At 65.8% G+C, this 22,019-nt stretch carries 23 protein-coding genes and 1 pseudogene; 11 read left to right on the top strand and 13 right to left on the bottom strand.

The genetic code is table 11. From position 1 onward, the window contains the following. Positions 1-3: 3 nt before the first annotated feature. The 6 genes and pseudogenes from ABSY19_RS19780 to ABSY19_RS19805 all read right to left on the bottom strand — a co-directional run bounded on the left by ABSY19_RS19780 (position 4) and on the right by ABSY19_RS19805 (position 7,040). The gene (locus ABSY19_RS19780) at positions 4-1,668 is read right to left on the bottom strand and encodes a Na/Pi cotransporter family protein (protein ID WP_382155108.1); all 1,665 of its coding nucleotides are present in this window, start codon (positions 1,666-1,668) and stop codon (positions 4-6) included. Between the two features lie 70 nt (positions 1,669-1,738). After that, the gene (gene lspA, locus ABSY19_RS19785) at positions 1,739-2,251 is read right to left on the bottom strand and encodes a signal peptidase II (protein ID WP_382155111.1); all 513 of its coding nucleotides are present in this window, start codon (positions 2,249-2,251) and stop codon (positions 1,739-1,741) included. Next, positions 2,251-5,112 carry an isoleucine--tRNA ligase gene (gene ileS / locus ABSY19_RS19790; protein WP_382155114.1) on the bottom strand — a complete coding sequence of 954 codons (2,862 nt, stop codon included), beginning with the start codon at positions 5,110-5,112 and terminating at the stop codon, positions 2,251-2,253. Before ileS ends, lspA begins: the two co-directional genes overlap by 1 nt. A gap of 121 nt (positions 5,113-5,233) precedes the next feature. Then, positions 5,234-6,297, bottom strand: a pseudogene (locus tag ABSY19_RS19795) (bifunctional riboflavin kinase/FAD synthetase). A gap of 86 nt (positions 6,298-6,383) precedes the next feature. Then, complete coding sequence (locus ABSY19_RS19800; RefSeq protein WP_382155117.1) at positions 6,384-6,638, bottom strand: hypothetical protein; 255 nt, start codon at positions 6,636-6,638, stop codon at positions 6,384-6,386. A gap of 156 nt (positions 6,639-6,794) precedes the next feature. Further along, a complete protein-coding gene (locus ABSY19_RS19805; RefSeq protein WP_382155120.1) occupies positions 6,795-7,040 on the bottom strand; it encodes a hypothetical protein in 246 nt (81 codons plus the stop codon). 422 nt (positions 7,041-7,462) lie between these two features. Here ABSY19_RS19805 and ABSY19_RS19810 point away from each other — a divergent pair, with 422 nt between their 5' ends. The 10 genes from ABSY19_RS19810 to ABSY19_RS19855 all read left to right on the top strand — a co-directional run bounded on the left by ABSY19_RS19810 (position 7,463) and on the right by ABSY19_RS19855 (position 14,055). Next, entirely contained in the window at positions 7,463-7,639 is a 177-nt protein-coding gene (locus ABSY19_RS19810) for a hypothetical protein (RefSeq protein ID WP_382155123.1), read from the top strand. Continuing rightward, positions 7,636-7,884: a hypothetical protein gene (locus tag ABSY19_RS19815; protein ID WP_382155126.1), complete on the top strand. Its 249-nt coding sequence runs from the start codon at positions 7,636-7,638 to the stop codon at positions 7,882-7,884. Before ABSY19_RS19810 ends, ABSY19_RS19815 begins: the two co-directional genes overlap by 4 nt. A 71-nt stretch (positions 7,885-7,955) precedes the next feature. After that, positions 7,956-8,288, top strand: a complete 333-nt coding sequence (locus tag ABSY19_RS19820) for a hypothetical protein (protein WP_382155129.1) — start codon at positions 7,956-7,958, stop codon at positions 8,286-8,288. 202 nt (positions 8,289-8,490) lie between these two features. After that, positions 8,491-8,691: a major capsid protein gene (locus ABSY19_RS19825; protein ID WP_382155132.1), complete on the top strand. Its 201-nt coding sequence runs from the start codon at positions 8,491-8,493 to the stop codon at positions 8,689-8,691. Between the two features lie 738 nt (positions 8,692-9,429). Next, positions 9,430-10,092 carry a hypothetical protein gene (locus ABSY19_RS19830; RefSeq protein ID WP_382155135.1) on the top strand — a complete coding sequence of 221 codons (663 nt, stop codon included), beginning with the start codon at positions 9,430-9,432 and terminating at the stop codon, positions 10,090-10,092. Continuing rightward, a complete protein-coding gene (locus ABSY19_RS19835) occupies positions 10,092-10,406 on the top strand; it encodes a DUF2523 domain-containing protein (protein WP_382155138.1) in 315 nt (104 codons plus the stop codon). Before ABSY19_RS19830 ends, ABSY19_RS19835 begins: the two co-directional genes overlap by 1 nt. Continuing rightward, on the top strand, positions 10,406-11,419 hold the full coding sequence (locus ABSY19_RS19840) for a zonular occludens toxin domain-containing protein (RefSeq protein WP_382155140.1): 1,014 nt from the start codon (positions 10,406-10,408) through the stop codon (positions 11,417-11,419). Before ABSY19_RS19835 ends, ABSY19_RS19840 begins: the two co-directional genes overlap by 1 nt. Positions 11,420-11,694: 275 nt before the next feature. Continuing rightward, positions 11,695-12,606, top strand: coding sequence for a hypothetical protein (locus ABSY19_RS19845; RefSeq protein ID WP_382155143.1), 912 nt, complete (start codon positions 11,695-11,697; stop codon positions 12,604-12,606). Between the two features lie 158 nt (positions 12,607-12,764). Next, positions 12,765-13,328: a recombinase family protein gene (locus ABSY19_RS19850; RefSeq protein ID WP_382155146.1), complete on the top strand. Its 564-nt coding sequence runs from the start codon at positions 12,765-12,767 to the stop codon at positions 13,326-13,328. A gap of 169 nt (positions 13,329-13,497) precedes the next feature. Beyond that, positions 13,498-14,055, top strand: coding sequence for an HNH endonuclease (locus tag ABSY19_RS19855; protein ID WP_382155149.1), 558 nt, complete (start codon positions 13,498-13,500; stop codon positions 14,053-14,055). Positions 14,056-14,088: 33 nt separating this feature from the next. On the opposite strand, the gene ABSY19_RS19860 is transcribed toward ABSY19_RS19855, so the two are convergent. The 3 genes from ABSY19_RS19860 to ABSY19_RS19870 are packed head-to-tail and all read right to left on the bottom strand — an operon-like array spanning position 14,089 to position 16,432. Then, the gene (locus ABSY19_RS19860) at positions 14,089-15,060 is read right to left on the bottom strand and encodes a Bug family tripartite tricarboxylate transporter substrate binding protein (RefSeq protein WP_382155152.1); all 972 of its coding nucleotides are present in this window, start codon (positions 15,058-15,060) and stop codon (positions 14,089-14,091) included. Between the two features lie 43 nt (positions 15,061-15,103). Further along, on the bottom strand, positions 15,104-16,102 hold the full coding sequence (locus tag ABSY19_RS19865) for an alpha/beta fold hydrolase (RefSeq protein WP_382155155.1): 999 nt from the start codon (positions 16,100-16,102) through the stop codon (positions 15,104-15,106). Positions 16,103-16,111: 9 nt separating this feature from the next. Beyond that, the gene (locus ABSY19_RS19870) at positions 16,112-16,432 is read right to left on the bottom strand and encodes a hypothetical protein (RefSeq protein ID WP_382155158.1); all 321 of its coding nucleotides are present in this window, start codon (positions 16,430-16,432) and stop codon (positions 16,112-16,114) included. Between the two features lie 86 nt (positions 16,433-16,518). Here ABSY19_RS19870 and ABSY19_RS19875 point away from each other — a divergent pair, with 86 nt between their 5' ends. After that, positions 16,519-17,424 (top strand): LysR family transcriptional regulator, encoded by a 906-nt coding sequence (locus ABSY19_RS19875; RefSeq protein ID WP_382155161.1) that lies wholly within the window; start codon positions 16,519-16,521, stop codon positions 17,422-17,424. Positions 17,425-17,445: 21 nt separating this feature from the next. Here ABSY19_RS19875 and ABSY19_RS19880 read toward each other — a convergent pair whose 3' ends face one another. The 4 genes from ABSY19_RS19880 to ABSY19_RS19895 all read right to left on the bottom strand — a co-directional run bounded on the left by ABSY19_RS19880 (position 17,446) and on the right by ABSY19_RS19895 (position 22,007). Then, positions 17,446-18,822, bottom strand: coding sequence for an alpha/beta fold hydrolase (locus ABSY19_RS19880; protein ID WP_382155163.1), 1,377 nt, complete (start codon positions 18,820-18,822; stop codon positions 17,446-17,448). Positions 18,823-18,888: 66 nt separating this feature from the next. Beyond that, a complete protein-coding gene (locus ABSY19_RS19885) occupies positions 18,889-20,004 on the bottom strand; it encodes an acyl-CoA dehydrogenase family protein (RefSeq protein ID WP_382155166.1) in 1,116 nt (371 codons plus the stop codon). A 10-nt stretch (positions 20,005-20,014) separates the two neighbouring features. Beyond that, positions 20,015-21,196: an acyl-CoA dehydrogenase family protein gene (locus tag ABSY19_RS19890; RefSeq protein ID WP_382155167.1), complete on the bottom strand. Its 1,182-nt coding sequence runs from the start codon at positions 21,194-21,196 to the stop codon at positions 20,015-20,017. A 79-nt stretch (positions 21,197-21,275) separates the two neighbouring features. After that, positions 21,276-22,007 (bottom strand): YceH family protein, encoded by a 732-nt coding sequence (locus ABSY19_RS19895; RefSeq protein ID WP_382155170.1) that lies wholly within the window; start codon positions 22,005-22,007, stop codon positions 21,276-21,278. Positions 22,008-22,019: the final 12 nt, after the last annotated feature.

Genomic DNA, 22,019 nt, shown 5'->3' on the forward strand with positions numbered 1-22,019 from the left:
TGCTCAGAGCCGGCTGGCGTGCGACGGCGGGGTGGGTTCGCGCAGGCGGCTGGGGGCCAGCACACCGGCGCTGTCCAGGATGGGGTAGGCGATCGAGCAGATGTGCGAGTTGATGCGTTTCAAGTCGCTGATCAGGTCCAGGTGCAGCGAGCTGGTGTCCATGCTCTGCGGGGTCATGCCGGAGAGCCGGTCCAGGTGGGTGGCGGCGTACTCGCGCTCCATGTCGCGAAAGCGCACCTTCTCTTCCACCAGCTTCTGCGCGTCGCGCACGTTGCCGTTGAGGAACACGCTCATGCCCAGGCGCAGGTTGTCGAGCAGGCGCGCGTGCAGTTCGGTGATCTCGGCCATGCCGGCCTCGGAGAAGCTGCGGCCCTTGCGGATCTTCTTGTCCTCGATGTCCAGCAGCACGCGCTCGACCGTGTCGCCGATCTGCTCCATGTTGATGGTGAAGCTGATGATGTCGGTCCAGCGCCGGCTCTCGGCCTCGCTGAGCTGCTGGCGCGAGATCTTGGTGAGGTAGTACTTGATCGAGGAGTAGAGGTTGTCGACGGTGTCGTCGAGCTTGCGCAGATCCTGCGAGAGCTTGGCGTCGTTGTTGCGGATCACGGTGACCACGCCGCGCAGCATGGTCTCGACCACGTCGGCCTGGTGCATGGCCTCGCGCGCGGCGCAGGAGATGGCCAGCGAGGGCGTGGCCAGGGCCGAAGGGTCGAGGTGGTTGGGCCGGTCCAGCGGGCTCTTGTCCTTCTTCAGCGGCAGCAGGCGGTTGACCATGCGGGCGACCGGCTTGGTCAGGCCGATGAAGACCGCGCCGACCATCAGGTTGAAGCTCAGGTGGAACAGCACGGTGAGCGTGGCCGGGTCCTGCACCAGCGGCTGCATGACCTGCAGCCACAGGGGAATGAGCCAGATCGCGATGGCCACGCCCAGCACCTTGAACAGCAGGTTGCCCAGCGGCACCTGGCGGGTGCTGATGCCGGATTTGGCGGTGGTGATCACGGCCAGCAGCCCGCTGCCCAGGTTGGCGCCGAGCACGATGCCCAGGGCCACGTCCAGCCCGACCACCTGCAGCGCCAGGGAGGACGCCAGCAGCACCACCGCGAGGCTGGAGTAGGCCACCACGGCCAGCGCAGCGCCCAGCAGGATCTCCAGCAGCAGGTCGCTGGTGAGCGATTCCAGCATCAGCTGCACGGCGGGGTTCTGCGTCAGCACGCTGGTGGCGGCCGAGATCAGCCGCAGGGCCAGCAGCATCAGGCCCAGGCCGATCAGCACGCGGCCGAAGTCGCCCACCGGCGTGCCCTGGCGCGAGATGAACAGCGTGACGCCCAGGAAGATGAACAGCGGCGAGAGCCAGGACAGGTCGAAGGAGAACACCACCGCCATCAGGCTGGTGCCGATGTCGGCGCCCAACATCACCGCCAGGGCGGCGGGCAGCGCGATCAGGCCGCGGCCCACGAAGGAGGCGGTGATCAGCGCGGTGGCGGTGCTGGATTGAACCAGGGCGGTCACGCCCAGGCCGGAGAGGGCGGCGGTGAAGCGGTTGCCCATGCTCGCGGCGAGGAACTGCCGCAGGTTGCTGCCGAAGACGCGCAGCACGCCGGCCCGCACCAGGTGGGTGCCCCAAACCAGCAAGGCAATGGCCGCGAGAAGGTCCAGCAGATGTTTCATGAACCTCAAAACTATACGCCCCGGGGCGAAGCCCCGTGGGCGGTGCGGACTCGCGGGGCTGCGCGGGGGGTCAGCGGCGGCGGCGCACGCGCAGGATCTCGTCCAGGATCAGGGCCGCGGCACCGACCGAAATCGCGATGTCCGCGAGGTTGAACGAGGGGAAATGCCCGCCCGGGAACAGGCCGGCCAGGAAGGACCAGTGGAAGTCGAGAAAGTCCACCACGTAGCCGTGCCACAGGCGGTCGATCACGTTGCCCAGGGCGCCGCCCAGGATGCACGACAGCGCGAACGCGAACAGCTTCTGGCCCGGGTGCGAGCGCAGCATCCAGACGATGAAGACCGCCGCGCCCACGCCCACGGCGGTGAAGAACCAGCGCTGCCAGCCCCCGGCGCCTGCCAGGAACGAAAACGCCGCGCCCGTGTTGTGCACGCGCACGAGGTTGAAGAAGCTGGTGACGTGCGTGCTGTCGCCCAGCTGGTAGGCGGCCAGAATCCACTGCTTGGTGAGCTGGTCGGCCACCAGCAGGGCGGCCGCCAGGCCGAGCCAGGGCCAGAGGTGGCTGTTGGGGCTGTTGTTCGGCATCAGGCCACCGTGCGCGGCTCGCCCGCGCCGAACAGGTTGCTGGTGCAGCGGCCGCACAGCGTGGGGTGGGCGGCGTCCGTGCCCACGTCGTCGCGGTAGTGCCAGCAGCGCTCGCACTTGGTGGCGCTGGACGGCACGACCTGCACCGACAGCTCGTCGCCCGCCAGCAGTTCCACGGCCGAGACGATCAGCGCGAATTTCAGGTCATCGCCCAGCGAGGCCAGCAGGGCATGGTCATCGGCCGGTGCCGTGAGGCGCACGTTGGCCTGCAGCGAGGCCCCCACCTGGCCGGCGGCGCGCAGGGTCTCGATCTCCTTGTTCACCAGGTTGCGCACCTCGCACAGGCGCGTCCACTTGGCCAGCAGCGCCTCGTCGGCGTTGGGCAGCTGGGCGTAGGTCTCGAAGAAGATCGAGCCCTGGTTCTGCGCACCCGCGAGCACCGGCCAGGCTTCTTCGGCGGTGAAGCTCATGAACGGGGCCATCCAGCGCAGCATGGCGTGGGTGATCTGGTGCAGCGCGGTCTGGGCGCTGCGCCGCGCCAGGCTCTTGGGTGCGGTGGTGTAGAGCCGGTCCTTGAGCACGTCGAGGTAGAACGCGCCCAGGTCTTCCGAGCAGTACACCTGCAGCTTGGCCACCACGGGGTGGAACTCGTACACGTCGTAGTGCGCCAGCACCTCGGCCTGGAACTGCGCCGCGCGCGCGAGCGCGTAGCGGTCGATCTCCAGCATCTGGTCCAGCGGCACGGCGTCGGTGGCCGGGTCGAAGTCGCTCACGTTGGCGAGCAGGAAGCGCAGCGTGTTGCGGATGCGGCGGTAGGCGTCGACCACGCGGGCGAGGATCTTGTCGTCGCCGGCGATGTCGCCCGAGTAGTCGCTCGCGGCCACCCACAGTCGAATGATCTCGGCGCCCAGCTTCTTGGTCACGTCCTGCGGATCGATGCCGTTGCCGAGCGACTTGCTCATCTTGCGGCCCTGGCTGTCCACGGTGAAGCCGTGGGTGAGCAGGCCGCGGTACGGCGCGCGGTCGTGCAGGGCGCAGCCCAGCAGCAGCGAGGAATGGAACCAGCCCCGGTGCTGGTCGTGGCCTTCGAGGTACAGATCGGCCTCGGGTCCTTGCGAGTGGAAGGCGCCATTGACGTAGGCCTTGGCGTGGCTGCCGCGCAGCACGTGCTGGAAGGTCGAGCCGGAGTCGAACCAGACCTCCAGGATGTCCTGGCTCTTGGTGTAGTTCGGCGCGTCCTGCGCGCCCAGGATGTCCTCGGCCGTCACGCGGCTCCAGGCCTCGATGCCGCCCTTCTCGACGATGTCGGCGGCCTGGTCGAGGATCTCCATGGTGCGCGGGTGCAGCTCACCCGAGTCCTTGTGCAGGAAGAAGGGGATGGGCACGCCCCAGCTGCGCTGGCGCGAGATGCACCAGTCGGGCCGGTTGGCGATCATGTCGTGCAGGCGCGCCTTGCCGTTCTCCGGGAAGAAGTGGGTGTGCTCGATCGCGTCCAGCGCGGTCTGGCGCAGGGTGCGCGGCGCCTTGTCCTTGGTGAACACGCCCTCGCCCTCGTCCATGCGGATGAACCACTGCGCGGCGGCGCGGTAGATCACCGGCGTCTTGTGGCGCCAGCAGTGCGGGTAGCTGTGGGTGATGGGCTGGGTCGCCATCAGGCGGCCGGCGTTCTTCAGCGCCTCCAGGATGGCCGGCACGGCCTTCCAGATGTGCTGGCCGCCGAACAGCGGGAAGTCGGCCGCGTAGGTGCCGTTGCCCTGCACCGGGTTGAGGATGTCATCGTAGGCCAGGCCGTGCGACACGCAGGAGTTGAAGTCGTCCAGGCCGTAGGCCGGGGCCGAGTGCACGATGCCGGTGCCGTCGCTGTCGCTCACGTAGTCGGCCAGGTACAGCGGCGAGAGGCGTCGGTAGCCGGCGTCCACGTCGTACAGGGGGTGGCGGAAGCTCAGGTCGCGCAGGGCCTCGCCGGGGGCGGTGGCGATCACCTGGCCTTCGAGCTGGAAGCGCTCCAGGCATTTCTCGACCAGCGACTCGGCCAGCAGCAGCACGCCGCGCGGCGTGTCGACCAGCGCGTAGCCCAGGGCCGGGTGGGCGTTGAGCGCCTGGTTGGCCGGGATGGTCCAGGCGGTGGTGGTCCAGATGACGGCGAAGCCTGTCTTGCCGGCCGGCAGCGCGGCCAGGCCGAAGGCCTTGGCGAGCGCGGCCGGGTCGTTGGCTTCGAAGGCCACGTCCAGCGTGTCGCTCTTCTTGTCGGCGTACTCGATCTCGAACTCGGCCAGCGAGGAGCCGCAGTCGAAGCACCAGTAGACGGGCTTGAGGCCGCGGTAGACGAAACCACGCTCGATCACGCGCTTGAAGGCGCGGATCTCGCCCGCCTCGTTGGCCGGGTCCATGGTGCGGTAGGGGCGCTCCCAGTCACCCAGGATGCCCAGGCGCTTGAAGTCCTCGCGCTGCAGGCCGATCTGTTCGGTGGCGTAGGCGCGGCTCTTGGCCTGCATGTCGTCGCGGCTGAGGTTGCGGCCGTGTTTTTTCTCGATCGCGTTCTCGATCGGCAGGCCGTGGCAGTCCCAGCCCGGGATGTACTGGGCGTCGAAGCCGGCCAGCTGGCGGCTTTTGACGATCATGTCCTTGAGCACCTTGTTGACGGCGTGGCCCATGTGGATCTGGCCGTTGGCGTAGGGCGGGCCGTCGTGCAGCACGAACAGCGCCGCGCCTTCGCGGGCGTCGCGCAGGCGCTTGTAGAGGCCTTCCTGGTTCCAGCTGTTCACCCAGCCCGGCTCGCGCTTGGGCAGGTCGCCGCGCATGGGGAAGCGGGTGTCGGGCAGGTTGAGGGTGCTGCGGTAGTCGGTGGGGGTGTCGGACATGACGGGAATTCCATGGTGGCTTCGACAAGCTCAGCCCGAACCGGGGGAGTGCGAGGGGACTGGAGACAGAAACCGTTCGCCCTGAGCCTGTCGAAGGGCAGCGACCGGACAGACAGGTCGTCTAAATTCGGTCGCGGGTGGTCTGCCGGTGGGTCTGGGTGTGCAGCGACGCAAAGAACGCGCGTGCGTCGTCGCAGTCCCGTGCGATGCCCTGGGTCAGGGCGTCGAGGCTGTCGTACTTCAGCTCGTCATGCAGTTTGTGCAGCAGTTCCACGCGCACGATTTTACCGTAGGCCTCTCCGTCGGGCAGGCTGGCGGCCAGGGCGGGCGGCCAGTCGAGGCAATGGGTCTCCAGCAGCACCCGACCGCCGTTGACATCGTCCGGGTCCAGCGAGGGCCTCACCCCCAGGTTGGCCACGCCCGGCAGGGGGGCGAATCGGCATGCGGGCCCAGGCCATGCACGTGCACCGCGAAGATGCCGCTGGCCGCCGGTTTCCAGTGCGAAAAGCGCAGGTTGAGGGTGCGAAAGCCGTCGCCGCGCCCGGGGCTGCTCTCGGCCAGCTGGCGGCCGAGCTTGCGCCCGTGCACCACGTGGCCGCTGATGCTGTAGGGCCGGCCCAGCAGGGCGGCCACGTCGTCCATGCGGCCGGCGCCCAGGGCCTCGCGCACGGCGGAGCTGGACACACGCAGGCCGTGCACCTCGTAGCTTTGCATGCGCGCCACGTCGAAACCCAGGCGACCGCCGGCGGCATCGAGCATGGCGTAGTCGCCGGCCCGTTTGGATCCGAAGCGGAAATCGTCGCCCACCAGCACGTACCGCACGCCGAATGCGCCCACCAGCGTGTCCTCGATGAAGGCCTCGGGCGCCTGGTTGGCCAGCCGGGCGTTGAACGGCAGGATCACGCATTCGTGCACGCCGCAGCGCTCCAGCTCCTGCAGCTTGTCGCGCAAGGTGGCGATGCGCGCGGGCGCCAGTTCGGGCTTGTGGTGCAGGGCGGCGAAGTAGTCGCGCGGGTGCGGTTCGAAAGTCATCACGCAGCTGGGCACGCCGCGGTGCCGCGCTTCGTTGTTGAGCAGCGCGAGCATGGCCTGGTGGCCCCGGTGCACGCCGTCGAAGTTGCCGATGGTCAATGCGCAGCCCGGGGAGCCGGGGGAGCGGGAGCGCAGGCCGCGATAGATTTTCATGCCGTGAGAGGTGGTCAGAGGCTGGGTCGAAGGGGCATTTGAGGGCGAAAGCCATGGCTTCCAGGCCTGCCGTCACGGCCGATTCTTCAAAGCTTGGTTTTTTGGCGATTTAGCCGGTCGAGCAGTTGCCTCTTGAGTGGGCCTTCCGGCTCTGCTTCTGCTACAGCGAGCGCACTCCAGTAAATAGGGTCTGCTCCTGTTTCGATAGCCATATGCGCAGCGAATTTGGGGCTTAGGTGGCCTTTCTTCTTCGCGTTTGACAGTGCGGCTTCCGTCACGTTTAGGTCACGGCACCAGCTAGCCGCGCGCTTTACGTCGAGGGCTTTTGAGAGCAGTTCCATTGTTGAGTGCATTTCGTGCTCCTTTGTCAAGGGGGTCCACATCGGGCACCCATTCTCTTACTTCAAGTGAAGGAATTGCTTCACTTTGGGTTAAGGTTCCGTTTGCTTCACTTGAAGTGAATTTTTACAGGAGCCCGCAATGCACCCTCTCTCGCGTCAGTCCGCATGCATCGGTGGCAACGTGTCGCCGTCATGGGTAGTCCGTCTGGCGGCGGCTACTCTCCCTCGCCAGTTGTCCGTCAAGCGTGATTCGTTGATGCCGTCCCTCACGGCGCTCTTGATCACGATGTACAGCACGTACATGGTGATTGCGAAGCTGATCGCATACGCGATCACTCCCAGCACCATCATCACGAAAACCTCTCGCCGCATCGCGATCTCGAATTGCGTCCACTGTTCCATGGTGGTTCCTCCTGGCCGCCATTCTGACGGGCTGACGTCTGCGCAAGTCTGCGATGCCGAATACCGTTCGGCGAAGCGTCCGTTTCGGCCCTCTGCGTCACAAGAATCGGCCCCGCGACCTTTGCGGGCTCCCCGGGCTGTGAAGGCGCAGGGGGCCACCCGCAACGCTGCTCAATGGCAACAGATCGCCCTGCATCTGGCTGACCGCGTGGTGAACCCATGAGTGCGCTGCATACCTATCGCCGCATCTGCATCCCGTGTGGCGGTGGCGCTTGCCGGCAGAAGCCAAAGACCATCGATGAGGCGAACACTGGCTTGGCTGTTGCTTGCACCGCTCGTGAGCGGCTTGATGCAGTGGAGGAGCTGATCGAGGCGGCTGAGGCTGAGGGGCGGCGTCTCCGTGCGTTCATCGAGGGCTCCGCATGAACCTCAAAACCCGCGAACAACTGCGCGAGCTCAACGCGCAACAGTGGTCGGACTTCAAGGCCCATTGGCCGATGCATGTCTACGACCTGCTGGTGGACTTTGGTGGTGCTACGGGGCTTGGCGTGTTGCTGGGTCTGTCGCTGGTGCTCTACGTGCTTGAGGTGCTGCCATGAGCGATTCCCGATTCCTTGTTGACTGGTCGTCGCTCGGCCGTGCGCTTATCGAGTGGGTCAATCCTTATGCCGACGCGCTCCTAGTGTGGCTGTCGGACGCCCAGCATCGTGTTAACGGCGGCGTGTCGTCTTGGCTTGCTGAGGTGCCGGATGTCGTGTGGGCTGTGGCGTACATCGTCGTCTCGCTCGCCCTATTGCCGTTCGTCTTTCGGTGGGTGGTGCGCGCTGCTTTTTGCCGGGCATGAGCCTCGCCCATAGCCTCACGTGTGGGGCCTTGGGCGGTGTTCCTGCCGCTTCCAAACCATCGAGGTAACCCATGTCCTTCTCCAGCACCATCCAAGTTCTCAAGGTCGAAAACGAGGAGCGCACTAGCAAGCGCACCGGCAACGCCTACAACCACTTCGCAGCCCGCGTGATCCTGTTGACCGACGACGGTGAGGTGGACACGGTGGGTGTCATCAACAGCCGTCGCATCACACCTGAGCTGCGCGATGCTATGAAGTTGGGTACTTACCGCGCCACGTTCGCGCTCAAGGTGCCGGACTTCGGCGAAGACAAGGGCGACGTGGTGTGCATGCTCACCGGGCTCGTGCCCGTGCCCGTGAAGGGCCAGAACCCGCCTGCCGCTGCTGCGGCTAAGGCTTCCTGATGGAACCCGTGATCGTCGAGTGCTCCAGCGCTTGCACGGTCACGCTCGTGCATGGTGGTCCGTTCGTCCTGAGCGTCGCGGACGGTGCCACCTTGTCATTCCTCGTCATCGGTGTGTGGCTGACCGCAGCTGTGTTCCGGTGGATGTACGGAGTGGTTTTTCCCAGTCGAGACGCTGATTGAAATCAACCAAGGAAACTGAAATGCTGACCTTCCGTCAAAAACTGCGCTACGGCGCCGCTGTCGCCCTGGTGGGCGCGTCCACCGCAGCCATGGCCGAGGTGCCCGCTGGTGTGCTGACCTCGCTGACCACTGCCAGCGCTGACATCGCAACCCTGGGTGCTGCGGTGTTCGCGGTGATCGTGGGCATCGCGATCTGGAAGTGGTTCCGTCGCACGATGTGATTTGAGTCCATCCTGTGGCTCGGTGCACCGGGCCATGGAATGGGCTTAACGGGGGCATGCGATGAATCCTGATGTGATGGGTATCTACGTGGTGGTGGCGTTGCTGGGGGGCGCATGGCTGCTGTTTCACGGCTGATCGTGCTTTTGCTCCTGGCGCTGTGCGGCTTCAACGCTCATGCGTCCATTCCCGCCACCGAGTCAACGCGCTATAGCTGTGGGGGTCAGCCCGGGCATGGTGGTTGGCACGCGACCACGACTGCAGCCGTTGCCGCCTGGGTGGCGACTTACAACCCCGGGGCTGTTGGGCCTCCTTATGGGTGGAGTGGTGGCAACTGCACCGCTATCCTCCAGTGGAATGGTGCAACTGCCACCATCCTTGCGTACTCTCAGCCTGTGCGTACGTGCCCTGCGAATTCCACGCTGTCGGGCACGGTCTGCAACTGCAACAGTGGTTATGAGCAGCAAGGCAGTGCGTGTGTGAACCCCTCTGAGGCGCTATGCAACGCGCTCAATGGCACTGAGACCTACGCGAGTGCCCCAGGGAACATCGCCCCTGGTGCGTCCTCGTGCAACGCCTCCGGGTGCATGACCACTTTCGCTAGCACGCTAATCCGCGTGAAGAACGCTCAGGGTCAATACGTCACTGAGGGCGCGGCCACTTTTACAGGGGCCACATGCACGTACTCCGAATCGAGTGGTAGTACCGAGGACGCGTGCCCTGGTGGGGCGACGGGTCAGGTGAACGGTGTGACGGTGTGCGTGCCTTACGACCCAAAGGAAAACACTATTGAGACTGTCGGGAAATCGGACTCAACCACGGAGGAAGGTGGTAGCACCACGTCCACGTCGACCACGAACAACACGACATGTTCAAACGGTAGCTGTAGCACGACGGCCAATATCACCACGAGCATCAACGGCGGCACTCCGACGACGAAAACCACCACGACATCGGAGCCGCAGGACCAGTTCTGCAAGAACAATCCGACCGCGACGCAATGCAAGGATGCAGGCTCGTTTACGGGCAATTGCAACGCGTCATTCGTCTGTAAAGGGGATGCCATCCAGTGCGCCACGGCCAAGGCTGCAAACGAGTCGCTGTGCAAGTTCAAAGATGTGTTCGAAATGGACACGGGCACGCGTGCGCTTGTTGACTCAGTGCTTGCTGGTACGTGGGAGCAGAACCCGAAAGATGCGCCGCGTACCGAGAATCTCGGTTCGTTCGATCAGACCAACCCACTCAACGCTGCGTGCCCTGGTGACATTGCGGTGCAGATCGCTAGCGTGTCGGTGGTGATCCCGTTGGCGCGCTTCTGTCCGCAGCTGCAGATGATGGGTAACCTGCTGGTCGCGTTCACGCTGCTGAGTGCGACCGTCTTTGTGTTCAGGGGGACTGCGTAATGGCCTTGCCACTCGCTGCCGGCTTGGCCGGTTGGATCGTTGCCGGGCTCGCGTCCGGTGTCGGGCAGATCGTCGCTAAGACGCTCGTCACACTCGGTATCGGTTACGTGAGCTACACCGGGCTGGATGCGCTTATTACCCTCAATGAGGCGCAGATACTGACGCTGATTCAGACCTTGCCACCTACGGCGGTGCAACTGCTTGGTGTGCTCAAGGTAGGGACATGCATCAGGATCGTTTTCAGTGCATTGATGATGAGGGCGACCCTCTTTGGGTTGAATGAAGGTGTGATCAAGCGCATGCAGGTGACCTGATGTTCAATGTGACATCAGGCCTTCCCGGTGCCGGTAAAACCCTGTGGACCATTGCCTTCGTTGAGGCTTTGCGCAAGCGTGAGGGGCGCGATGTCTACTACTACGGCATCAAGGATTTGACGCTGCCGTGGCAGCTGCTCGACGACCCCAAGAAGTGGCACGAATGCCCTGTGGGGGCGATCATCGTGATCGACGAGGCGCAGTTCCATTTCCCTACGCGTGGCGCTGGCCAGCCGGTCCCTAAGCACGTTGCGCAGGCTGCTGTGCATCGGCACCAGGGGCACGACGTGTTTTTGATCACGCAGCACCCTGGCAAGCTCGATGCGTCATTGCGCAAGGACATCGAGGTGCACCGGCACATCATGCGCAAGTTCGGCTCGACCTGGGCCACGGTGCACCAGTTCCAGGGGGTCCGCGAGAACTGCGACAAGTCGCGCAGGGACGGCATTGCCAGCCAGTGGCGTTACCCCAAAGAGGTGTACGGCTGGTACAAGTCTTCTGAGCAGCACACGCACAAAGTGCGCATCCCCTGGAAGCTTGCGTTAGCGTTGCTGCTGCCGGTGTTCGTGGTGGGGGCCTTTGCCTACGTGTTCCGCGATCGCACGCCTGAGGCAGTTCCTGGCCAGCCGCAGCCCGGTGGATCTGTGCAACCGATGCGCATGGCGTCAGAGGGCCAGCGCAATGCCCCGAAAACGGTCGCTGAGTACCTTGCGGACCAGACACCGCGTGTACCCGGCCTGGAGCACACTGCGCCCGTCTACGACGGCCTGACGGTCCCCAAGGTGGTTCCCGTGCCTGCCGCATGCATCCAATGGACTGGCAAGGGCTGTAAGTGCTTCACGCAGCAAGGTACCCCCTACGCCACCAGCACCGACATCTGCTTGCAGGTGGTGCGCTACGGCATCTTCCTGCCCTTCGAGCCCAATCCCGCCACCCAGGCCCAAGCCAAGCCCGTTTCGCTCTCTGGGGACAACACCGGGGGCCCCGATCGGCCCCTTGTGGGCCACCCGTAGGGTCGGGGGCTGGGGTATGGGGCTGCAAGGCCCCATGTCAACGCAACGCACACCAATGACCTTCACTTCAATGGCCACGGCCTCACTCTCACCAGGCGCGAGCACGCCGCGGCCGAACGCGCAGCGTGGCCAGCGGCGCGCAGCGCCGCTAATTCATTCTTAGAACACTTTAGGAAATAGGCCCTTTACGCGGCCAAAAAAATGCCCCGGCGAAGCTGGTACTTCCCGGGGCGGATCATCAAAAAAGGGGTTTGACGATGGATCGAATTGTACGCATGCCGGACGGAACGCACCTGCGTTACGAGGGCACGGTGGTGCCGGACTGTTGGGATGTGCGCGAATGGCGCGCTAATGGCGTTCTGGAGCGCTCTGCGCGGCCAGCGATAGCCTGGGCGGAAGTCGGGGTGTGTGATGCCCCCATGACCTACGAGGAACGTGTGGCCTACATCATCGATAACTTCTTCGGCAAGAAGCGGGAGACGCGCCTCAGGGAGTTGGATGAAGAGGTCGAGGAAAAGCGCCTCAGGTCGCTCAGATCGGCCGCTAGGCGTGCGAAGACGATGTGCCGAAGGGTCATCATCACCGAAGGGTTCAATGAGCTGCTGACGCTTACGTATCGCGAGAACCAGACTGACCGTGAGCTGTGCAAACAGCATTTCAACATCTGGTTCAAGCGGATGAGGCGTGCTCTCGGCACGTTCCGGTTCTGTGCATCGTTTGAGCGGCAGGATCGGGGCGCGATGCACATCCACGTGGCGACTCACAAGCTGCCCCAGCATGCGGACTACAAGGGGGTAAAGATCGAGGCTTGGAAGCTCGGCACGCGCATCTGGCGTGACATCGTGGGGCCTGATAACGGCCTGTGCTTCGTGGGCGGTAAGACGAAGTGGGGCAAGTCGCGGCGCACGCGCATGGGCTTGGCCAAGATGGCGGCCTACGTGTCGAAATACATCCTCAAGGACTTCGAGCAAGCGCCTATGGAGACCAATCGCTACAGCCGCAGCAATGGGACTCAGGTCGGTAAGGTCCACCACATGCGATTGAAGTGCACGCTGCGTGAGTTGATCGATGTGACTTTCGAGCAGGGTGAGGGTGACGTAGTTATCGCGCACCGCGTTTCAAAGTGGTCAGATGGTCTCTGGCTCTGTACTGAATCCCCTCCTCCCGCTATAAAACATCTAGCGTAGCGGGTGGTGCCTGGAGTCGATGTAGACACGTCGGACACGTAGACACGTAGACCAAAAAAGGTAGGACACGCAGTGCCGTTTTTTGTGCGAGTGCGAGTGCCAGAGTGCGAATCGACGGAATGGCTCCACACGCGTAGCGGAATAGAAAAGGGGGGGACTTGGCTAACAGGCTTGTGGGCTATGCCCGCGTTTCGACTTCAGACCAGGAGACCAGCCTTCAGCTGGATGCCTTCGGTGCTGCCGGTGTTGATACGGTGTATCAGGAGAAAGCGAGCAGCATCGGCAAGCGGCCCCAGCTGCATCGTGCTCTCGCCTCGCTCAAGGCGGGTGACACGCTTGTGGTGTGGAAAGTTGATCGCCTCGCGAGGAGTCTTTCCGATCTGCTCCACTTGCTTACGCTGATCGAGGCGCGCGGTGCGTGCTTTAGGTCGCTCACTGAGCCCATTGATACGTCGTCGGCCATGGGCACGTTCGTGCTGCAGATCCTTGGTGCAGTTGCGCAGCTCGAGCGTGCATTGATCATCCAGCGGACCACTGCGGGCATCCATGCTGCTAGGGCGCGGGGTGTCCAGTGGGGGAGGAGGTATCGCCTGCCTCTTGAGCAGCGTATCGAGGTGGCCGAGTTGGTGTGTGCCGGTGTCCCGCTGATTGACGTTGCCGATGCTTACTCAGTAAGCCGGGGCTGCGTCCATAACTACTTGTTGCGTTACGGAGACAGATGACCTTTTGTGGCCATAGGACATTGAGCGGGCCAATCGTTCAAACGCCTGTCGCAAAGTCTTGCTATATTGGCACACGATGATATGCGCCCGCAGGCCTTGCCCGCGGCCGCAGGGCGGCTTGCCCAGGGCCGCCCCTCCCCGGTGACATGTTCGTTGGAAGGAGCCCGTCTTGAAGGTCTTGAAGCTCTCCGCGCAGGGGCTGCCACAGTCGTGGATCAGCCTGGAGGAAGCCGTGTTGCATTACGCGGCGGATGAGGTGCGCTGGGAAATGGGGGCCGAGGTCGCGGTGTTCCACGGCGGGCACAACGCGGTGACCGGGCGCCAGTCCATCATCACGGTCAATTCCATCATCGGCACCCAGGGCGTGCCGCGCATCAACCCCTTCGACCTGCGGCCCACGCTGACCAACAGCAAGCTGTTCGCGCGCGACCGCAACGTGTGCGCCTACTGCGGCGAGAGCTGCCACGACGAGGTGTGCACGCGAGAGCACATCGTGCCGCTGGGACAGAACGGCCGCGACACCTGGATGAACGTGGTGACGGCCTGCAAGTCCTGCAACCACCGCAAGGGCAACCGCACGCCCGAACAGGCCCACATGGGGCTGCTGTACACGCCCTACGTGCCCAGCCTGTGGGAAGACTTCATCCTGCGCAACCGCCGCATTCTGGCGGACCAGATGGAGTTCCTGATGTCGCACCTGCCCAAGACATCGCGGCTGCACGCCTGACGTTTTCGGGCGGCCCGAGCGCCGCCACGGACCTCATTCGGGCTGAATGCCTGCCTGCTGGATCAGCCGGGCCCATTTGGCCAGTTCACCGCGACCGAAATCGGCCAGTTCCTGGGGCGTGCTGGTCATGGGCTGCAGACCCAGCGCCGTCAGCCGCTCCACCGTGGCGGGGGCGCCCACGAAAGCTCGCAGCTCGCGGTTGAGGCGTTCGATCACGGGGGCTGGCGTGCCTGCGGGCGCGTACATGGCGTACCAGGCGAGCAGCTCGAAGCCCTTGAGCGTCTGCGCGATCGGCGGCACATCGGGCAGCGCGGGCACCGGTGCCAAGCTGCTCACCCCCAGGGCGCGCAGCTTGCCGCCCTTGACTTGCGGCGTGCCGGTGGCCATGTCGGTGAACATCATGTCGACCTGGCCCGCGATCACGTCATTGAGCCCGAGTGGAATGGATTTGTAGGGAACATGCAGCATGTCGATGCCGGCCATGCTGGTCAGCATGGCCCCGGGCACCAGCGTGCCCGCGCTGCCGGATGCGTAGGTGAGCTTGCCGGGGCGGGCCTTGGCCAGCGCTATCAGGTCCGCCAGTGCCTTGACCGGCAGCGCGGGGTTGACCAGCAGCAGGGCGGGAGTGTTGGCGATGCGGCCGATTGGCGCGAAGTCCTTGATCGGGTCGTAGTTGATCTTCTTCATGAGGCTCGGGGCGGCGGCCTGCGTGGTATTCGTCGTCACGAACAGCGTGTAGCCGTCGGGTGCCGAGCGGGCCGCGGCGTCCGCGCCGATGGTGCCGTTGCCGCCCGCGCGGTTGTCGATCACCACCGGCTGACCCAGTACGCGGGTGAGATGGTCCCCGACCAGGCGCGCGACGATGTCGTTGCCGCTGCCCGCGCCAAACGGCACGATGATGCGCAGTGGCCGTGTGGGCCAGTGGAGTTCCTGCGCCCAGGCAGGCGCGGTGCTCAGGGCTGCAGCCACGCAGGCGGCGGTTTGAAGGAATTGGCGTCGGGTCATGTCGTTGGGTCTCCTGAAGGAACGGTGAGCTTGAAAAGGGGATTCAGATCTGGACGGTGGGCGGCGCGATGGTGTCGAGCCAGCGAAGGACAAGCGCCGCGACGGCATCCGAATTGCGGTCCATCATCGGAAAGTGCGAATTGCCACGGATGCCTTCACCGGGCAGGTCGCAGAGATCCGCGCGAGCCCCAGCGGCCCTGACCGCCGCCGCGTGGGCGTCCACGTTGGTGCGGTAGCGCTGCCAGATGGGGTGGTCCACGATGCGATCGCCCCACACGTACAGGTGGGGGGGCAGTGCGCTCATGTCGTCAGTGTGCGGCGTTTGCGGTGCTCCGGACGGCTCGACCGCGATGACCGCCGCCACCTGTCGCGGCCGGCGGCGAGCCGCCTCGAGCGCGAACCCGCCACCCTGGCTGTGGCCCAGCACGATGCAGGGACCGACCTGGTGCAGCAGCGCATCGTAGGCCGCCAGCGTCATCGCCTCGTGGTCGGCCCAGCGCGGCACCCACTGCGCGGCAAAGGTGTCGAAACCCTCGATCGGAAACTGCTGGCCCGCATGCGCGCGTCGCGCATCTGCGGTGCTGGCATAGCCCTCGCGTGGCCCGATGCGGAACATGTCCCAGCCCTCGTCGAGGGTGCGGTGCAAGGGGGGCTCGGCATAGATCTCGGGCCAGCGGGCCCAGCCCGCGCGACCCCGTTCGACCGCGTCGCTGACATACACATCGAAGCCCGCCCGAAGGAAAAACGCGAGCCAGCCGGGCCTCCCGTCGGGCGTCGTTTCCCAGTTGGCGCCGGTCATGCCGCCGCCATGCCATAGAAGCAGCGGCACGCGCCGCGTGGGGCTCGCCTGCAGGTAGGCCTGCACATACATCTGCCCACACACATGATCGCCGTTGGGGTCGACGCTGCGCGCCGGGCCGTTCTGGGCAAACCGCCGCTGCTCGACAGGCAGTCCATTCAGGGTGCGGATGGTGCCGCCCACGAAGAAGCTGCGGATCTCCCGCAAGCACAACGGGACTGGGGGGCGTTGGTCGTCGTTCATGGGCATCGCTCAGTTGAGCGCGGACAGACCCACCGCATCCACCGAGAAGCAACGGATGCGCGGCACCCGGCCCAGGTGCTTCCGCAGCGAGCGCTCGGCACCGTCCATGAAACCCGCCAGCGCGGCGGCATCGCGAAACGGTTGGGCGCGGTAGTGCATCTCCAGCAGCGAGGGCGCGCCGCGTGCCATGACGGCGGGCAAGAAGGCAATCTGGATCGCTGAGGGCTTCGCGCGCAGCAGGCCAAGGCAGAGTTGCTCCATGTCGCGCCCCATGGCTTCGGCCTGGGCGGCGGTTACGGGATCGGCGGTGAAAATTTTGATGACGGGCATGGGCGCAAACCAGGGGAAGGAACCGGATGCGGATTCTTGAGGTGCAGTTACTTTCTGTATATTGCTCAATTTTCAGAAATTGATGTATGGCGATCATGAATTACCGGGTGGACGATCTGCGGGCACTGACGGCGCTGCACCGCACGGGGAGTTTTGTGCGCGCGGCCGAGAGCGTGCACATCACGCAGTCGGCCTTCAGCCGGCGCATCGCGCAACTGGAGGCCGTGGTGGGTGGGACACTGGTGGAACGAACCACGCGCCGCGTCTCGCTGAGCCCGCTCGGGCTCGATCTGGTGCGCAAGACGGGGCTGTTGCTCGATCAGCTCGACGATGCCGTCGCCGAGGCCGGGCGTTGCGCGCGCGGAGAGTCCGGCCGAATTGACGTGGCCTGTCTCACCACGGTGGCCTATGCGGTGCTACCGCCGGTGCTCGACGCATTCCGCCGGCGCTATCCCCAGGTGCGACTGCACCTGCGGGACGACACGGGTCAGCGTGTGACGCAGGCCGTGCTTTCGCGCGAGGCCGAGTTCGGCATCGGTGTGCTGGGGCACCCGACCGCCGAACTGCTTGCCGAGCACTGCGCCGATGACCCCTATGTGATCGCATTCCGCGCCGGGCACCCGCTGCAACGGCGCAGGCGCGTGGCGTGGAAAGACCTTCAATCGTGGCGCGTGGTGGCGCTCCGCTCCACCAGCGCCAACCGGCAGCAGATCGATGAAGCCCTCGCCGCCGCGGGCATCGCGTCGCCCTGGTTCGATGAGGTGGAGCATTTGTCGTCCATGCTTGGGCTGCTGCGCGGCGGCGTCGGCATTGGCGTGCTGCCCCGTCTGGCGCTGCATTCGGGCGCCGCTGTCGATTTGTTGACGCGGCCGCTGCACTCTCCCGACGTCGCCCGCCGCATCGGGCTGATCCGGCGGCGCGACGCGACGCTGAGCCGGCCCGCCGAAGCGCTCTGGGGCATGCTGCGCGAGCAGTTGGCGCGCTACGCCTGAGCGGATGGCACGCCGGCCGCTCTAGTAGGTCAGCTCCAGAATTGCCACATGGTTGTCCGCGGCCGGCCAGGTGCGGCCGGCGAGCTTCTCGCCGTTGAATTCAGCCGCAACTAGGCGCGTGCCGTCCTGGGTCGACAGCAGCTTCGAACTCGACACGCCCGCTCCGGCGGGCGGCACACCGGGCAGGGCCTTGCCATCGAACGACATCGTGTCGCGCGCGGCATCGAAGTAGCCGCGCGGCCGGGTGAAGGTGACGATGGACTTCGCGCTGCGGTCGGCGGCCGCGATGCGCTCGGCGCGCAGGTGAATCAGTTCGCTGCCACGCGGGAAGGGGCTGCGGTAGATGTGCGTGGTGGCGTAGCCCGGCGCACTGATGACGAACTCGTGGGCCACGCCAGGCTGGGCGGTGAACGGGCCCCAGAGGCCATCGGCGCCCACGGTCTTGCTGTGCACGGCCGCGCCCAGGCGCTCGCCCGTCGCGGGGTCGGTGGCGTACACCGTGAGCTGCGCGCCCGGCACGGGCAGGTTGTTGGTCTCGTTGCCCGAGGCCGGGTCGGTGGGCGACACGCCCAGGCCGGTGACCTTGCCGTTGAGCACCACCGGTGTCTGGGCGGTGATGGCCAGCGTGCGCGGCGCCTGGCCGGTGATGAAGCGGTGCATGGCGTCGAAGGCCGCGGGTGAGAAGGACGTTTCACGGTGGTCCACGCGGGGCAGCACCACATTGTGGGCACCCTTGAGCGCCGGCCCGTCGAAACCGACGTTGGTGGGCGTGCCCCGGGCGCCGATCCACACGCCGTCGGGCTGGGCGAACTTGTCGTTGTTGTCGGATCGCAGGGTCATCCACTTCACCGGGCCGGCCACTTCGTCGCCGGCGGCGTTCTTGGGCGCGTTCAGCGCGCTCAGGAAGGGGCCGGTGCCAGCGAATTCGTTGGCCTCCCGGAAACCCTTGATGGCCCAGACGCCGTGGTTGGGTGTGCCGCCCAGCACCGCGTGGCTCACGGTCTTGTCGCCGCCGCCGTTCTGGATGTAGTTGCGCACCGCGTAGCCGCCGCGCGAATTGGCCACCAGCACCACCTGCGGCGCGCCGGTGGCCCTCAGGACCTTGTCCACCTCGGCCTTGAGGAAAGCCATGTGCTCGGCCGTGGACGAGCGCCCCGGCTGGGCCTTGCCGTCGTCGTCGCGCGCGAGCGGGTAGGGCAGGTCGATCGCGTGCAGGCGCTCGCGCGGCCAGCCGTTGGACTCGAAGCGCCACAGGGTGGTCTGCCAGATCGAGGCGGAGTCGCCGTTGCCGTGCACGAACACGATGGGTGGCTGCCCCGCACCTCGGGGTGCGCTGGCACAGGCCGCCAGCAACAGGCCGCTGGCGACGGTGGCGAAAACGGTTCGGCGGGTGGGCATCGGGTCTCTCCTGTTGAAGGGGTGGCCAAAACACCGCGGCCCGCTGGGTGCGGGCCGCTGGGGGGATCAGGCGAACACGCCGGCCGTGTCCTGCATCCGGGCGGAGACCTCGCCCAGGTGGTGCAGGGTGTCGCCGTAGGTCATTTCCAGCTGCGTGAGCTTCTTGAAGTAGTGGCTCACGATGTACTCGTCGGTCACGCCGATGCCGCCGTGCAGCTGCACCGCCTGTTGTCCGACGAAGCGCATGGCCGTGCCCAGCTGCACCTTGGCCCGCGCCATGGCCGCGCGGCGCTCTGGCGCCGGGGCGTTGAGCTTGAGGCTGGCGTAGTAGCTCATGGAGCGCGCCAGCTCCAGCTGCATCTTCATGTCGGCCACGCGGTGGCGCAGCGCCTGGAAGCTGGCGATGGCCACGCCGAACTGCTTGCGCGTGTTCATGTACTCGACGGTGATGGCCACGGTCTTGTCCATCACGCCCACGGCTTCGGCGCAGGCGGCGGCGATGCCGATGTCCACGGCGTGTTCCAGCGCGGTCAGGCCATCGGTGGTGATCAGTTGGGCCGGGGCGTCCTTGAGCGTGAGGTCACCCGCACGGCCGCCGTCCTGCGTGCCGTAGCCGCGCGTGGCCACACCAGCGGCGGTGCGCTCCACCAGGAACAGGGCGAGCTTGCCGCCGGCCACGGCGGGCACGACGAAGGCGTCGGCCTGGTCGGCGGCGGGCACCACGTTCTTGCTGCCCGAGACCGTCCAGCTGCTGCCGGCCTGGGTGGCGGTGGTGGCGCACACGTCGAGCTTGTAGCGGGCCTTGCGCTCCTGGTGCGCGAGCACCACCAGCGCTTCGCCCGAGGCCATGCGCGGCAACCACGCGGCCTTGAGGTCGGCCGGCGCGTAACCGCCCAGCACGCCGGAGGTGATGAGGGTCTGGGCCAGGGGTTCGAGCACGATGCCGCGCCCCAGCTCTTCCATGACCACCATGCCTTCGATGGGGCCCATGCCCAGGCCGCCGTCGTCCTCGCTCACGTAAAGGCCGGCCAGGCCGAGTTCGGCCAATTCACCGTAGGCGGCGCGGGCGAAGCCGCCCGCGGCCACGATGCCGTTGCGGCGCTCGAAGGTGTAGCCCTTGTCGACCCATTTGCGCACGGCGTCGCGCAGTTGCTGTTGGTCGTCGCTGAAATCAAAGTCCATGTTTTTCTCCTCAGCCCAGAACGGTTTGCGCGACGATGTTGCGCTGCACTTCGTTGCTGCCGCCGTAGATGGTGGTCTTGCGCATGTTGAAGTAGGTGGACGCCAGCGGCGCGTTGGCGGTGACGCCGCCAGGGAAGTCGCCTTGCCAGCCGGCTTCCATGGCCTCCTCGATGAAGGGCAGGCTGTAAGGGCCGGCCGCGAGCATCATGAGTTCGCTGTAGCGCTGCTGGATCTCGCTGCCCTTGATCTTGAGCAGACCGGCGATGTCGAGCGAGTTCTTGCCCGATTTCTCGGCCGAGAGCACGCGCAGCACCAGCATCTCCAGCGCCACCACGTCGACTTCGAGCAGCGCGATCTGGTCGCGGAAACGCAGGTCGTCCCACACGCCTTCGGTCTTGGCGATGCGCTTCAGGCGCTCGAGCTCGCGCTTGGCGCGGTTCACGTCGGCGATGTTGGTGCGTTCGTGGCTGAGCAGGTGCTTGGCGTAGGTCCAGCCCTTGTTCTCCTCGCCGATCAGGTTCTCCGCTGGCACCTCGACGTTGTCGAACCAGACTTCGTTCACCTCGCTCTCACCGTCCAGCAGCTTGATGGGCCGCACGGTGACGCCGGGAGACTTCATGTCGATCAGCAGGAAGGAGATGCCGGTCTGCGGCTTGCCCTCGGTGCTGGTGCGCACCAGGCAGAAGATCCACTCGCCGTACTGGCCCAGCGTGGTCCAGGTCTTCTGGCCGTTGACGATGTACTTGTCGCCCTGGCGCTCGGCGCGGGTTTTGACCGAGGCCAGGTCCGAGCCCGAGCCGGGTTCGCTGTAGCCCTGGCTCCACCACACCTCGCCGCTGGCGATGCCGGGCAGGAAACGCTGCTGCTGTTCCTTGTTGCCGAAGGCCATGATCACCGGCGCCACCATCACGGGGCCGAAGGGCACCACGCGCGGAGCGCCGGCCAGGGCGCATTCTTCCTCGAACAGGTGCTTCTGCACCGCGGTCCAGCCCGGGCCGCCAAACTCCTTGGGCCAGCCCCAGCCCAGCCAGCCCTTCTTGCCGAGAATCTTGGCCCAGCGCTGCATGTCGTCGCGCGTCAGGCGCAGCGCGTTGTGCACTTTGTGGGCGATCTCGGCGGGCAGGTTGGCCTTGACCCAGCCCCGGATGTCTTCGCGAAACGCCTGTTCTTCGGGCGTGAATGCCAAATCCATGGAATGTCTCCTGGTGGCCGCCACAGGATGTGTGCCGGCAAATTGAACAACGCCGGCCAGTTTCGCACGACCGTTCGTTTTATGGCTGTCCGGGCTGCGACAAGCCGAGCTGCTCATTCAGATTCTGAAGCTGGTCCTGCAACTGGGCCACGGTGTTTTCCAGCGTGGCCACCCGGCGGGTGAGGGCGATCAGTTCGTCTTCGGTGGCCGCGCTGCCCTGGGTGGACGGCGCCGCCGCGACGGCGCTGGTGTCCACCGGGCCGCAGAGCAGGTGGGCCCAGCGCTGCTCCCGGGCGCCGGGTGCGCGCGGCAGCTTCACCACCAGCGGGCCGCCTTTCTCGGCGCTGCGGCCCTGCAGTTCCTCCAGGAAGCCGTCGACCGAGGCGATGTCCAGGAACTTGTACCAGCGCTCGGTGTTCAGGCGCAGCTCACCGGCGGTCTGCGGGCCGCGCAGCATCAACATGCCCAGCAGCACGGCGGATTGTTCGGGCACGCCCACGGCGCGCGCGAAATTGTGTTCGTAGCGGGTGACCCGGCTGCCGCTGCCCTCCATCACCATGTGCAGGCTGCGCAGCTCGTCCAGCGCCTCCAGCACCAGGGCGTCGGCCAGGTTCATCACCGGGTCGCGGCTGGACTTCTGGTTGCAGCCCGTCACCAGGGCGTTGAGCGTCATGGGGTAGCTGTCGGGCACGGTGCGCGCCTTCTCCATGAGGGTGCCGAGCACGCGCGCCTCGGCGGGCGAGAGCGGGCGCTGCTGGAAATCGTGGCCGCGCGGGCGGCCGGCTGAAGGGGTTTGCAGGTCTGAGGTCATTACACTTCCCGG

The sequence above is a fragment of the Hydrogenophaga sp. ANAO-22 genome (assembly GCF_042466645.1).
Lineage (GTDB): Bacteria > Pseudomonadota > Gammaproteobacteria > Burkholderiales > Burkholderiaceae_C > Hydrogenophaga.